The sequence below is a fragment of the Paenibacillus sp. EKM206P genome, from assembly GCF_011066155.1.
GTDB lineage: Bacteria > Bacillota > Bacilli > Paenibacillales > Paenibacillaceae > Paenibacillus > Paenibacillus polymyxa_D.
Genome location: NZ_JAAMNQ010000003.1, coordinates 344,078 through 357,926, shown reverse-complemented (window position 1 = coordinate 357,926; position 13,849 = coordinate 344,078). Strand labels below are relative to the sequence as shown.

Genomic DNA, 13,849 nt, shown 5'->3' with positions numbered 1-13,849 from the left:
TTATGTTGCCTGAATAGATAAATATATCTATAATATTTCAATGTACAATAGTTATATGAAAATATTTAAATATAAAAGACGGTTTGTGGAGCATGGATTAGCTTGTCCTATGTACATAAAATAAGTCCTGTCTTTTGCATGGCACGTTGCCATGTGTTTATTTACGTTCTCCATTTGGTTTAATGGCCTAATATTTCAATTTTAAAATATTAGCGTTGAATAATAAAAATTTTTTGGACAACAGGGGTGGAAGAAGTGAGTAAGAAAACTGTATTGCCAATCCTCATTGTACTGCTCGTTCTGAGCGGTGGAGCTATTGGCTACTATTATTGGTATCAAGCAACACACTTTGTTAAAAGTGACGATGCGCGCATTCAAGCAGATCAATATAAGGTAATGCCGCAAATCTCCGGAGAAATAAGCCACATTGATGTGGAAGAAGGAGATGTTGTTCAGCGTAATGAACCGATTGCCGAGCAGGATGTATCTGGGCTGGATGCGAGTATGATCAGCAAGTCCGTACTACGCGCGCCGATCAATGGAACCGTCATTAAGATTTATTCGAAAGAGCATGAAATCGGATCTCCGGGTAGTGCTGTTGCAACTATGGTGGATATGAACAGCTTGTACGTATCCACGAACATTGAAGAAACTGACATTAACCGTATTAAACCAGGACAGCTTGTGGATATTACGCTTGATGCAGCAGGTGACCAGGTGATTCAGGGTAAAGTTCGTAAAGTGGGGGAAGCCTCCAACGCCGTGTTCTCACTCGTTCCTGCAGTCAACACAAGTGGTAACTTTAACAAGGTGACTCAGCGTGTGCCTGTAGAGATTGCTGTGAACAAGCCGAAGGATATGAAGCTTATCCCTGGAACGAACGTGGAAGTAAAAATTCATACACCTTAAAAAGGAGGGGTCCATGTGGCTGCCAATGAAATTGCTGCTGCTCCTTCGACAGATTCTTCCAAAGAACGCTGGCTTGCCTTTTTCGCTATCGTTTTAGGCGCCTTTGTCGCCATTCTGAACAACAGTCTGATCAATGTCGCCATTCCTAGATTGACGACGGATTTAGGATCTACGACGACACGTATTCAGTGGGTTATTACAGGTTACACGCTTGCATCTGGTGTAATCGTACCGATTACCGGATATATGGAGCAGCGCCTCGGATACAAAAAGTTTTTGATTCTAGCGCTCAGCGTATTTTCGCTGGGAACGGGAATATGTATTTTTGCATGGAGTGATTCTTCCCTGATCGCAGCACGGGTGCTGGCTGGTCTGGGCGGTGGTGTTATTATGCCGCTGAGTATGACGATTATTTACAAAATTATGCCGCGTGAACAAATCGGTATGTCCCTTGGTATATGGGGGATCGCCGCAATGGCAGCGCCGGCTGTAGGGCCTACGCTTAGCGGATATTTGATTGAGTGGTTTAACTGGCGGTTCTTGTTTATTGTCAGTGTGCCGGTTGCTTTATTTGCAATTTTAATGGTTATTCTTCTAATCAAAGAGCCGCCTAAAGTAGAGCCGAAGCCGTTTGATCTACCGGGCTTTTTGCTGGCCGCAACTTGTGCTGGAACACTCTTGTACGCATTGACAAACGGCCAGCGTGATGGCTGGACTTCTTTTGGAATTGTATCCCTGCTGTTTATTGCTTTCTGGGCACTTGTTTTTCTGATCTATGTAGAAAGCGGCAAGGATAATGCTGTAATTGAAATCTCATTATTCAAGAATTCAAAGTATACGATTAGTGTTATTGCCTCGAGTCTGGTCATGATGGGGATGTACGGAGGAACGTTCCTAACACCGTTGTTTTTGCAAAATATCCAGCGGGTGTCACCGATTGATACCGGTATTATCCTCATTCCACAGGCCATTGCTATGGCGGCTATGATGCCTATTGCCGGGAAGCTGTTCGATAAGTTCGGAATTGTGCCTTTGGGGCTTGTGGGCCTGACGCTAACCAGCTTTATGACCTATCATCTTCACCAGCTTACGCCAGATACTTCGCATGCCTGGTTGGAAACCGTAATGGCATTACGGGGTCTGGGAATTGGTATTTGCATGATGCCATTATCCACGGTCGGTATGAATGCCGTTCATCCGAGCAAGGTAGCCAATGCATCTACAGCATCCAATCTGGTACGTACTGTAGCTGCATCTATGGCGATTGCAGTGCTAACCGCCATTATGCAAAGCCGTTCGGCTGCTCATGCCCAGCAAATTTCGGAGTCCATTACACCAGACTCGGCTCATACGCTACAAGCGACATTGGGCAGCTCATGGATGTCATCCATAAGTAGTTTAATCACACTAGATGCCACATCAAGAGGGATTGGGGATACGTTCCTCATTTCATCCATACCGCTGTTTTGCACGATTCCACTAATCTTTTTGTTTATTCAGAGGAAGAAAGCAAAGACACAGCCGGAAGCTTAATCAAGGAATTATAAAATACGACTGGATGGCTTACATTATTTCCACGGACAGAAAGAAAGGGAATTATCATGAAAATATTGAGAGTAGAAAGTACATTAGCGGCTTTAGTGCTCGGCGGCGCAGTGCTGGCAGGCTGCTCCAGTAATAGCGGGGCGGCTCAGGATATGGTCGTTCCGGTTAAAATCAGCCAAGCACAGCAGGGAATTATCGGACAGGGGAATATTTATACAGGAACGGTTACACCATCGGAGACGGTGAACATCGTGCCTAAAGTGGGCGGTAAAGTGGTTGAACTGCCTGTGGATATTGGCTCCGAGGTTAAAAAGGGTCAAGTACTGTTCAAGCTTGATGATAAGGACATGCGGAATAATGTTGCGAAAGCCCGCGCCGCAGCAGCTGCGGCAGCAGCCGGAGTAAGCACCGCTCAAGCATCCCACGAATCTACGATGGTTCAGGCAAACTCGGGCTTAGTGCAGTCCAAGAGTGGCGTGATTCAATCCCAAAGTGCAATCAATCAGGCACAGGGAGCTATTAATCAAGCCACTACAGCCGTAGAACAAGCAACACATGGTGTCTCCTCGGCAGCCAATACGGTGAAACAAACGCAGCAAGCTTTGGCAGATGCACAGAAGAATGTAACACGTACACAAAGTCTATTTGATGCAGGTGCGAGCACTCAAGCTCAATTAGAACAAGCCAAAACAGCAGTCGTGAATGCGGAAGCGGCTTACAATAATGCACAAAATGCGCAGGCTAACGCGCAAGATCAGCTGGTAGCTGCGCAGAAGGCTCTAACTACAGCTCGCAACAGCTATGATTCAGCAAAAAATAGCTACAGTAATGCAAATAGCGGTTACAGTAATGCGCAAAATCAGCTCAAAGTATCTCAAAATACTGCGGTTATCGAGTCCAGCCAACAATCTCTTAAGCAGGCTCAGCTGAATGTGAACATTGCTCAGGACGCATTGGATGATACTGTTGTAACGTCACCGATCAATGGTATTGTGGGCACGAAAAATGCAGAAGTGGGCGAAATGGTATCCGCTCAGTCTCCTGCGCTGGTCATCGCTAATCTGAGTACGGTCAATACTTTGATCTATGTTCCAGCGGAACAGATCAACAATGTAAAAGCAGGTGACAAGGTACAGGTTCGTGTTGCAGCTTCCAACATTGTAACAACAGGTACAGTTAAAAATGTAAGCCCGTTGGATGCAAGTGGAAAAGGCTATCCTGTAAAAATCTCAGTAGCGAATCCAGACACGAAACTGAAATCCGGCATGTTGGCTGATATCAGCTTTGTCGCTGCCAATGCACAAGAGGGCATTGTGGTTCCTACTGCGGCAGTTCAAAAGGATCAAGGTAAAGAATATGTATATGTTGTAAACGGAGACCATGCGAAACGTAAGGAAGTGAAGACTGTTCAGACGGCAGGTTCACAAACACTCGTTACCAGTGGCTTGAGCAATGAGGAGAATGTGATCGTGAATAATCTGGCATTGCTGTCCGATAACTCACCGATTACAATTAGCCAATAATTAGGCTCTAAACTTACGTACTATATAATAGTAGAAGTTTATTATGAATATGCAAAGACAGCCTGCTTAGGGGGCTGTCTTGTTTTTATTTCATTCAGCAAATTTTACATAGGATTAATGTCGATATGGGACTATTTTTGACGAACATTGGTAGAATAGGATAGACTAAATTGGAAATAGATAGTTTACGAGATCTCAGACAAGCGATCGGAGGAATTGTAAGATGGAAGTGAAATTGGTAGTGGATTATGAAGCTTATGAGAATGGCCAAACGATGGCTAAATCTATTGAGGAACTGGCAGCCAAGCCGGAGAGCGCGCAAGTTACAGATCTCATCATTGGAGATTGGGGCGGCGCCTATGAAAGTTCACCAGAGGATTTTATCCCAGTGTTAGTGAAACTCAAAGATCAATTCCCTAAGATACGCAAACTGTTTATTGGTGATATGGAATACGATGAGTGTGAGGTTTCCTGGATTAACCAGACGAATCTGTCCCCATTGTTAGAAGCGTTTCCAGCATTGGAGTCCTTTCATATCAAAGGTAGCCAGGACCTGAGCTTGGAGCCGCTTCGTCATAACCATCTTCAAGAATTGGTTATTATCTGTGGTGGTCTGCCTGTGAGCGTTCTTGAGCAAATACGTAATGCTGAACTGCCTGAACTGCGCAAGTTGGAACTGTATTTGGGTGTCGAGAACTATGGCTTTGACGGTAGCCTGAAAGATGTTTTGCCGTTTTTAGACAGCAATCCTTTTCCCAAACTTACATACTTGGGACTCAAAGATAGTGAAATACAGGATGAAATTGCTATTGCAGCAGCTAATGCCCCTGTGATTGGACAATTGGAAGTGCTGGATCTCTCACAAGGTACGTTGTCTGATAAAGGTGCAGAAGCGCTACTGGCTAGTGAAAGTATAAAAGGGCTGAAGCATCTGGATTTGAGCTATCATTATATGTCTAGTGAAATGATGCAACGTTGGAAAAGCTCAGGTCTATCTGTGAACGTGGAAGATCAACAAGAAGCGGATGAGGAAGATGATTGGCGCTATCCATCACTGACTGAGTAATTTGTACAAATGGATTTCTAAAACGGACTGTTTTCAAAATTAAATTGATCTAAAGTGAGGCGGCTCTATGGTTAGGATGTCAGACTGTAATGTCAGCGAGCCGTTTATCTTGTTCGGTAATCCGGGAAATCGTCGAACTACTGGGCTGCAGGAGGCGAGAAGCAGATTAATGCTTCCGCCCGCTCTGGAGGTTTCCTATAAGAATGTGCTGGAAGCTATTCGGCAGAAACAAGGTCTGAGCGAGCTGATGTTGCGAATAGCTGCACGAGCTACGCAAGATAGCGTGAATGGCAGTTCCTTTGTGCAAGAGAGCATTGATCAGTTACTGGCGGGGCAGATGGACAGTGGTCCGCTGCTTCGTCTGGATGCACCGGGCGAAAGCTTTGAGGTAGAGCGTGAGTTGATTGCTCTGGGTGCCTCGGATGGTGAGGGAGACGATTCTCTGTTGCCATGGCCCGAATGGACACAAGGCACAGGTATATCGGCGGCAGAAGCGCGATGTCTGCAGGAGCAGCACGGTCGTATTTGGCACCCGGCACAATGGTTCCGGGGCTATTGCCGTCTGCTGGCCTGGCTACGGGATGAAGTGGCTCTGCTCTGGCCCTCGTCACACTGGATGAACGACCCGGCGGAAGTTGCCGTGATGTTCGACAAACGGCGTTGTAGCGCCGATTTAGGCAAGGCAGATATAAGGGTTCCACCAGTGCTTGCATCTTCAGGTGGTGCATTTCGTGATGTTGTCGATCTGCACACGGCAATGAAGGAGAGCGGGTTTCACCGCGTATTTGTGAAAATATTTTGTGGGTCCGGTGCTTCTGGTGTCATGGCCTATCAGGTACATCCCCACACACACGCGGAACTGGCAGTGACCACGATTGGAACGGAAATCATACACGGACAGCGCGTGTATTATAATGCCGGACGATTGCGTCGTTATACGGATAAGCAGGACATTCATGCTATCCTTAACTGGCTATGCCTGGAAGGGGTACATGTGGAGCGCTGGATTCCCAAAGCGACCTTGAATGGGCGTGTTTATGATGTGCGCCAACTCGTGTGCGGATCAGAAGCTTGCCATGCGGTTTTACGTTTGAGCCACAGCCCTATTACGAATTTGCATTTGCGTAATGAGCGGCTCTCGCTGAAGGAAGCCGGATTACCGCAGAATACGGTGGAATCGGTCCAGCTTACGGCGAAAGCCGCTATGAGTGTTTTTCCAGCCTCCATGGTTGCTGGACTGGATGTGCTGGTTCCGGCTCATGGTGGTCATCCCTATGTGTTGGATGTTAATCCGTTCGGTGATTTGCTGTACCGGGTTGAGCATCAGGGTTGGAATCCGTATGAATGGGAAATGCAGCACCTCGCTAATAGGAGCGTGGGTACGGAAAGGAAAGACAGATATGACTGATATGAATCAAATTGTCGGCTCTCATGATATTGTCATGATTACGCTTGATACTCTGCGTTATGACGTAGCAAAGCTGGAAGAAGAGAACTGTCCGAATTTGTGCGGCTCCGGGTCGTGGGAAAAGCGCCATACACCGGGTAGCTTTACCTATGCTGCACATCATGCTTTTTTTGGCGGATTTTTGCCGACTCCAGCGAATACAGATAAGACTTCACATATTCGTCTGTTCCACACCAAGGATACGGGATTGCGTACGCATTCACATACGTGGCTGTTCGATGCCCCGGATATTGTGTCCGGGCTAGAGGGTGAAGGTTATCGGACCATCTGTATCGGCGGCGTTATTTTTTTCACAAAGAAAAATAAGCTTGCCAAGGTGCTGCCTGGATATTTCCAAGAAAGCTACTGGCGTATGAACTTTGGTGTTACCAACCCCCGTTCGACGGAGAATCAGGTGAATCATGCTCTGAAACTGTTGGAAAATGCAGACCCGTCACAGCGCTTGTTTTTATTTCTGAATGTATCAGCGATCCATGGGCCTAATCATTATTTTGTGAAGGGCGCAGCCAAAGATTCAGTGGAGTCTCAACGGGCAGCCTTGCGGTATGTGGATGGTGAACTTGGACGTTTGTTTGATGCTTTGCGAAATCGGGGCAAGACGTTTTGCATGGTTTTTTCCGATCATGGTACAGCTTATGGGGAAGACGGCTATGAAGGACATCGTCTGGCGCATGAGGTAGTCTGGAATGTGCCTTACCGCGAATTTATTTTATAGAGCAAATAGAAGTATAGATTGCACTGGTAAAATATCAAGAAATCAATCCAGCGTGAGGAAGGAGCAGAAATGAAAGCCATAAATCTGAATCACTCGCATCCAGCGGATGCGCCAGCCCCGGAGATAGACACAAACTTAGCACCGTCTAGGTTTCAGTGGCCTGAAACTCCTGCTGAATGGGCAAGCACAATCCGTGAAGCTCCTTACCGCTCCTATCTGTACTCTTACCCGCATAAAACGGCCTATCGTCCGTTTGATACACCACTCTTATTACAGGAGTTGTGGGAGAAGGAGGAGTTAGAAAGCTATTTTTTGTATATGCATATTCCATTTTGCGCGGCTCGCTGTGGGTTTTGTAACCTGTTCACTTTGCCGGACAAGCGTCTGGATGTACATAAGGAGTATGTGGATGCACTAGAAAGACAAGCCAAGCAATGGGCACCCATTATGGGGCGTCGACCTTTTTCACGTTTTGCGATCGGCGGCGGTACACCGACCTTACTGGAGGCTCCTTTGGTGGAGCGCTTGTTTGACATTGCGGAAAATATTATGGGACTGGACCCTAAGCGAGCTTCTATTTCGGTGGAGACCTCTCCCGATACTGTGACTGAAGACAGGTTGGAGGTGCTCAAGCGCCGCGGGACAGATCGTGTCAGTATGGGAATTCAGAGCTTTGTGGAATCAGAAAGTGCCGCCATATACCGACCTCAGAAGCCCAAACTTGTTAGAGAAGCACTTGAGCGGCTGGTGGAATACAACTTTCCTTTGCTGAACGTAGATCTGATCTATGGCTTGCCTGGTCAAACGGTGGAAACCTGGCTGTATTCTTTAGAGGAAGCCCTGTCTTACTCGCCAGGAGAAATATTTCTTTATCCGTTATATATTCGAGAAAATACGATTTTAAAGCCAGGCTATACCGGGCTGGATCATGATATTCGCCTTAGCTTGTATGAAGTGGCGCGCGAACGGCTCAAACAAGCAGGATATGTACAATACTCCATGCGCCGTTTTGCAAAAAATGATGGTATATCCAGCAAAGAGCTTTTGCCCTACAGTTGCCAGGAGGAAGGTATGGCTGGTCTGGGGTGTGGTGCACGCTCCTATACACGCAATGTCCACTATGCCAGCCGTTATGGGGTTAGTGCAGCAGCTACCCGTAGCATTATCGCAGATTATGTTGCTGCGGAACGTCATGATCTGGCTGACTACGGCTTTATTTTAAATGTGGATGAGAGTAAGCGACGCTTTATCTTAAAGGCGCTTCTTCATCGGGAAGGTTTGGAGCTATCAGCCTATGCAGAGCGCTTCGGTGTATCCCTGTCGGACGATTTTACAGGAATGTCGTTGCTGCTGGAATCCGGTATGGCTGTCGTCGAGGAGGGCACGCTGCGACTTACAGAGGAAGGAATGGCCTATTCCGATGCGATTGGGGACTGGATGATCTCCACGTCAGTACGTGAGCGTATGGAAGGATATGTAGGCGCATGAGAGCGACCTTATATTATCGTGGTTCGTTGACCTCGTGTAACTATGCTTGCCCTTATTGCCCGTTCAGTAAAAACGTTGATAGTCGGGAAACGTTGAACAAGGATCGGGTCCAGTTGGAACGTTTTGCTGATTGGGTACGGGAACAGGGCGTTTTGGGGCATCGTCTCTCTATTTTTTTTAATCCGTATGGAGAAGCCTTGATTCATTCCTGGTATCGCAAGACCATGATTGAGTTTTCCCACATGGCGCATGTGGAAAAAGTGGCGGTACAGACGAATCTCTCGACGAAGCTGGATTGGACGAAAGAACTGAACGCGGAGACTGCTGCGCTGTGGGCTACATATCACCCTGGAGAGACGAAAGAGCAAGTTTTTATATCGCAGGCTATGAAGCTATATGAACTTGGTATTTCCTATAGTGTCGGTACCGTCGGGTTAAGACAAGCCTTCCCAGCTATTCGTTCCTTAAGATCGCAACTTCCAAGGGATGTTTATTTGTGGGTCAACGCCTACAAGGATCGACCCCATTATTATACAGATGCTGAAGTCACTGAATTAACTGCGATCGACCCCTATTTTCAATGGAATTTAAAGGATTATAGCAGTCAGGGACGGGCATGTCGCGCCGGTGAAGATGTATTTTATGTCCAGGGTGACGGAAGAGTAAAACACTGCTATCAGGATCGACGGGTGCTTGGACACTTATATAGGGATGGTCTTGAGGGTCTGAGTGGCAAACGTCCGTGCCGGATGAGAGAATGCGGCTGCTATATCGGCTATATTCATATGGAAGAGCAGCCGTTTCGGGAAATGTACGGTAGTAGCTTACTCGAAAGAGTGCCGCAAGTACAGGTATCTCCGGTTCCATCATTTAGCAGACAGGCTGTTCATAGAGATAATGAATCCATATAACAAGGGGTGTCCACATCTAAATGTAATACTATAGCACCTTGATCTATTAGAGAAACGATCAATAAAAAACCGACCCTTGCCATCAAGCAAAGGTCGGTTCATTTGTTTTATAATAACTCTATACGACTGTTCTATGCGATATAATCAAGTTTGGATGATAGCAGTAATTTCTTCATCCAGATCCAATCTGATTTGTTCGCGATAGGCACGAATATTGTATTCGGAATATAGGTATCTCAGAATGGCTTCAATCATATTGGCTTCCACCAGATATTGACTGCGGCCCTGTACATGGACTTCTGCTGAATAACCTGTATCCTCTTCCCAGCTTAGTTCTACTGTCACATCCGTGGGCTGGACACCTTTACGTTCAGCCATATGCAAGCAAATAGCGTTGACAATCTCATCCATACTCAAAATCATAGCTTAGTAACGTCCTCCACGGGAATCATCTGGTCTGCGACGATTTTTAATAGCACGGTAGATACCTACTCCGATCATGATCAGGACGTAAATGGCCAGAACGTTAACGGCAAGGCCAAGCAAGCTGCCCAATGCGCCCATGTTGCCGAACAATCCGCCGAAGAGCATACCTGCCAAACCGCCCAGCATCATACCTTTCAGAAATCCGCCGCCACCGCCAAGGAATCCACCGGTTCTGCTTGTATTACCAGCAGTTGCCCCTGACTTGGCTCCGCTATCTGACTTATTAATTCCATTGCTGTCATTCGCCTTGCTTGGTGTAGATTGGTATGATTTAGGTCCGGATTTAAACCCGCCGCCTCGCCTTGCGTCAGCTGTAGATGGTGCGATCATAGCAATGAGTAGGGTAAAAGCCATCATCAGCATCATCATATTTTTCAAAGTGAATGTTTTTTTCATGTAAATATAATCCCCCTTAGTAAATTTGTTTATAGGTCAAACAACCGCTTACCAGTAATACGAATGGCATGGAAAAGGGTTTCAAAGAATTTTAATTTTTAAAAAAATAAATAATAACGTCCCATAAATCCTATGCATGGATTGGCTAAAACATTCAGCTTTGCGGCTTAAGTGAAAACGGATTAGTGTCAGCACTGACATCACCGGCAAGCAGCATACGCAGAACCATTTGGCACCATTCCAGACCTGCTTTAGCATTCAAAAGTCCTTTTTGTACTAAAATATAGTCACCAAAGTTCTTACTGCCAAAATGTAAATTCTCTGCAGGAATATCGTTCAGGATATCCTCAAGATGCTGGATTTTCTGAATAAAATGACGTTTGCGTTCCTCCAGCATACGATTGGCACTACTTTTGTCCGTTAACCAAAGACAGAACAGTCGAAGACTTAATTCATCCCGTGTAACCGGAGCAGCTAACGCTTCCTGGGACCATTGCTGAAGCATATGGATTCCCTTGTCGGTAATGGTATACATTTTCTTATCAGGCTTGTCGGACTGCTGAATCCAACGGGAGGCTAGCAGTTCCTTGCTCTCCATACGGGCCAGTAGCGGATAGATCTGACTGTGCTTGGCCTGCCAAAAAGGCTGGATACGCAACATCAGATCATAGCCGGAGGATTCCTCTCTTGCGAGAAGCCCCAACAGACCATACGATAGTAAATTCATAGATCTTATCTCCTTCATCCATCATAGTAACGGTTGTAACAGCACTGCGGCAGCTATTCTGCAGCTTCATGAAAAGTGTACACTGAAACTGTATGGTTTGACAACTTTCAGTCAGGTCGTTCACAGGTTAGCCAAAATTGACTCTTGTCATTCTCCACGTATATGTGCTTTTTTTCATAAAAAAGGGTAGTTTAAGCTCGTATGTACGAGCTTAAACTACCCTGGTAACCTTCTGCCGAAGCGTATCCTATTTACTGTTCATTTCCATCAACGAGAAGTGTTAACGCTCCTGTATCTGGATGAATAACCATGCCGTGAACGGGGGCATTAGGAGGGAGAAGCGGGTGATTTTTAATAAGCTTCACGGTAGTTCTTACCCCTTCTTCAATGTTGTCAAAACCTTTTAACCATTTATTTAGCTTAATTCCTGAATTTTCTAATGTATTCAGCACTTCCTGAGAAATTCCGCGATCGAGCATTTCATTGACCATGTGGTCTGCATTTAATGCAGCCATGCCGCACTCATAATGACCTACAACGACGACTTCGTCTGCTCCCAGCTCATACAGGGCGACTAGCACACTGCGCATTACACTTCCAAAGGGCTGTGAAATAATAGCACCCGCATTTTTGATGATTTTCACATCACCGTTGCGCAGGTTCATGGCTTTCGGGAGTAACTCCGTTAGCCGTGTATCCATACAAGTGATAATGACCATTTTTTTATTGGGGAACTTGCCCGTTCTATAGGCCTCGTATTCTTTGTTTTCTACGAAAACACGATTGTACTCTAAAATTTCTTTGATGTGATTCACGATTGTTCCCTCCAGATTCTATTAAAGTTTGATATGTACAGCCCAACGTTTATTTTAGGTCTTAGGAGCTGGTCGTACATGTTGTGTGTTGATTATACTTTTTAATATAAGTATCATCAAGTATAGGTATTGTAAAGTTTTATCCATTTTAAGTTAAAGAGGTGACCTCAAATATGGCGCAACAGACGTTGGATCAATTGACGGCTTTAAAGGAGCTTTCACACAAAATCAGTAGTTATGGCGAAGCAGTAGGTCTGCTGCACTGGGATTTACGAACTGGTGCTCCGCGCAAGGGTGTTGACATTCGGTCGGAGACGTTGGGTATGCTGTCCACTGAAATGTTCAAGCTGATGATCTCGGATGAAATGGGACAATTGCTGCAATTTTTTTCCACAGTAGATAAGCTGGAGCAACTGGAAGACAATGATCGCAGATTGGTGGAGGAATGCCGTAAAAATTATGACCTGAATCGTTCGGTTCCGGCAGACCGATACCGGGATTATAGCATTCTCGCAGCGCAGGCAGAGAGCAAGTGGGAGGACGCAAAGGAACATAGCGATTTTGTCGGATTTGAACCCTACTTGTCTAAAATCGTAGACATGAAGCGTGAATTTATCGGCTACTGGGGGATTAAGGATACAGAGTATGACACGCTTTTGGATCAATATGAGCCGGGGATGACGGTTGAAAAACTGGATGCTGTGTTTGATCGTCTCAAAAAGCGCCTTGTGCCACTATTGTCTAAAATTCAGGCTTCACCGAACCAGCCGGATAAGAGCTTTTTAGATGGTGTGTTTGATGTGAAGCAGCAGGAGAAGTTCAGCCTGTTCATATTAGGTCAGATGGGGTATGACTTTGACGCAGGTCGCTTGGATGAGAGCGTACATCCTTTCGCAACAGGATTAAATCCAGGTGATGTGCGTATAACAACACATTATCTGCAAGATGATGTAACTAGTGCTATTTTCAGCTCGTTGCATGAAGGAGGCCATGCGCTGTACGAACAAAATATTGCTCCTGAGCTAGCAGGATCACTACTGTCGGGAGGAACCTCTATGGGGATTCATGAATCCCAGTCCCGCTTGTGGGAAAATAAAATCGGACGCAGTCGTGCTTTCTGGGATCGGTATTACGATGATTTGCAAAAGCATTTTCCTGATCGCTTGGCAAAGGTTACGGCAGATCAATTCTATCGGGCAGTCAACCGTGTGGAAAATTCACTGATTCGTATTGAAGCGGATGAGCTAACATATAATTTACATATCATTATCCGTTATGAAATTGAAAAAATGTTGTTTAATGAAAAGCTGGATGTGAAGCGTCTCCCTGAGGTGTGGAATGCGAAATATAAGGAATACCTAGGGTTACTTCCACCGAATGATGGACTGGGCGTACTTCAAGACGTTCACTGGTCCGGTGGTGATTTTGGCTATTTTGCTTCCTACTCGCTTGGCAATATGTATGCAGCACAAATTTTGGCGACATTACGCAAAGAGTTACCAAATCTAGATGAATTAATCTCTGCTGGAGAACTTGAGCCGATCAAGCAATGGCTGACCGAACGTATTTACCGTTACGGCAAGAGCCGGACGCCTTCCGAGTTGATTGTAGCCATTACAGGTGAAGATCTGAACCCGGATTATCTCGCCGACTACCTGGAAGAGAAATATACCTCCATATACAAGCTGTAAATCATATGCCATCTTCCCCACGTTCCCGGGCGAACGTGGTTTTTTTTTGTGCAATTAACCAATATATCGACAACCGCATAACAATATATGAAGTCAACGGATGTAAAAA

The 13,849-nt window shown here is 45.7% G+C and carries 13 protein-coding genes; 9 read left to right on the top strand and 4 right to left on the bottom strand.

Going from position 1 to position 13,849, the window contains the following annotated elements:
- Positions 1 to 255: 255 nt before the first annotated feature.
- The 8 genes from G9G53_RS08345 to G9G53_RS08310 all read left to right on the top strand — a co-directional run bounded on the left by G9G53_RS08345 (position 256) and on the right by G9G53_RS08310 (position 9,625).
- Positions 256 to 909, top strand: coding sequence for an HlyD family secretion protein (locus G9G53_RS08345; protein ID WP_029518141.1), 654 nt, complete (start codon positions 256 to 258; stop codon positions 907 to 909).
- 15 nt (positions 910 to 924) lie between these two features.
- Entirely contained in the window at positions 925 to 2,442 is a 1,518-nt protein-coding gene (locus G9G53_RS08340) for a DHA2 family efflux MFS transporter permease subunit (protein ID WP_039271206.1), read from the top strand.
- 68 nt (positions 2,443 to 2,510) lie between these two features.
- Positions 2,511 to 3,977, top strand: coding sequence for an efflux RND transporter periplasmic adaptor subunit (locus G9G53_RS08335; protein WP_039271208.1), 1,467 nt, complete (start codon positions 2,511 to 2,513; stop codon positions 3,975 to 3,977).
- A 223-nt stretch (positions 3,978 to 4,200) separates the two neighbouring features.
- Positions 4,201 to 5,043 carry an STM4015 family protein gene (locus tag G9G53_RS08330; RefSeq protein ID WP_039271210.1) on the top strand — a complete coding sequence of 281 codons (843 nt, stop codon included), beginning with the start codon at positions 4,201 to 4,203 and terminating at the stop codon, positions 5,041 to 5,043.
- A 67-nt stretch (positions 5,044 to 5,110) separates the two neighbouring features.
- Positions 5,111 to 6,451: an STM4014 family protein gene (locus tag G9G53_RS08325; RefSeq protein WP_165146815.1), complete on the top strand. Its 1,341-nt coding sequence runs from the start codon at positions 5,111 to 5,113 to the stop codon at positions 6,449 to 6,451.
- The gene (locus G9G53_RS08320; RefSeq protein ID WP_069010631.1) at positions 6,444 to 7,226 is read left to right on the top strand and encodes an STM4013/SEN3800 family hydrolase; all 783 of its coding nucleotides are present in this window, start codon (positions 6,444 to 6,446) and stop codon (positions 7,224 to 7,226) included. The genes G9G53_RS08325 and G9G53_RS08320 overlap by 8 nt, the downstream gene beginning before the upstream one ends.
- A 69-nt stretch (positions 7,227 to 7,295) precedes the next feature.
- Positions 7,296 to 8,714, top strand: a complete 1,419-nt coding sequence (locus G9G53_RS08315) for an STM4012 family radical SAM protein (RefSeq protein WP_165146812.1) — start codon at positions 7,296 to 7,298, stop codon at positions 8,712 to 8,714.
- Positions 8,711 to 9,625, top strand: coding sequence for an STM4011 family radical SAM protein (locus G9G53_RS08310; RefSeq protein ID WP_165146809.1), 915 nt, complete (start codon positions 8,711 to 8,713; stop codon positions 9,623 to 9,625). The genes G9G53_RS08315 and G9G53_RS08310 overlap by 4 nt, the downstream gene beginning before the upstream one ends.
- Before the next feature lie 144 nt (positions 9,626 to 9,769).
- On the opposite strand, the gene G9G53_RS08305 is transcribed toward G9G53_RS08310, so the two are convergent.
- From G9G53_RS08305 to G9G53_RS08290, 4 genes are all read right to left on the bottom strand, one after another.
- Positions 9,770 to 10,048, bottom strand: coding sequence for a YxcD family protein (locus G9G53_RS08305; protein ID WP_039271218.1), 279 nt, complete (start codon positions 10,046 to 10,048; stop codon positions 9,770 to 9,772).
- A 3-nt stretch (positions 10,049 to 10,051) separates the two neighbouring features.
- Positions 10,052 to 10,507, bottom strand: coding sequence for a hypothetical protein (locus G9G53_RS08300; RefSeq protein WP_069010626.1), 456 nt, complete (start codon positions 10,505 to 10,507; stop codon positions 10,052 to 10,054).
- Between the two features lie 154 nt (positions 10,508 to 10,661).
- Positions 10,662 to 11,234: a PadR family transcriptional regulator gene (locus G9G53_RS08295; RefSeq protein ID WP_013310597.1), complete on the bottom strand. Its 573-nt coding sequence runs from the start codon at positions 11,232 to 11,234 to the stop codon at positions 10,662 to 10,664.
- 251 nt (positions 11,235 to 11,485) lie between these two features.
- On the bottom strand, positions 11,486 to 12,049 hold the full coding sequence (locus tag G9G53_RS08290; protein ID WP_029518130.1) for a beta-class carbonic anhydrase: 564 nt from the start codon (positions 12,047 to 12,049) through the stop codon (positions 11,486 to 11,488).
- 173 nt (positions 12,050 to 12,222) lie between these two features.
- On the opposite strand from G9G53_RS08290, the gene G9G53_RS08285 reads away from it, so the two are divergent.
- Positions 12,223 to 13,740, top strand: coding sequence for a carboxypeptidase M32 (locus tag G9G53_RS08285; RefSeq protein WP_165146806.1), 1,518 nt, complete (start codon positions 12,223 to 12,225; stop codon positions 13,738 to 13,740).
- Positions 13,741 to 13,849 lie beyond the last annotated feature (109 nt).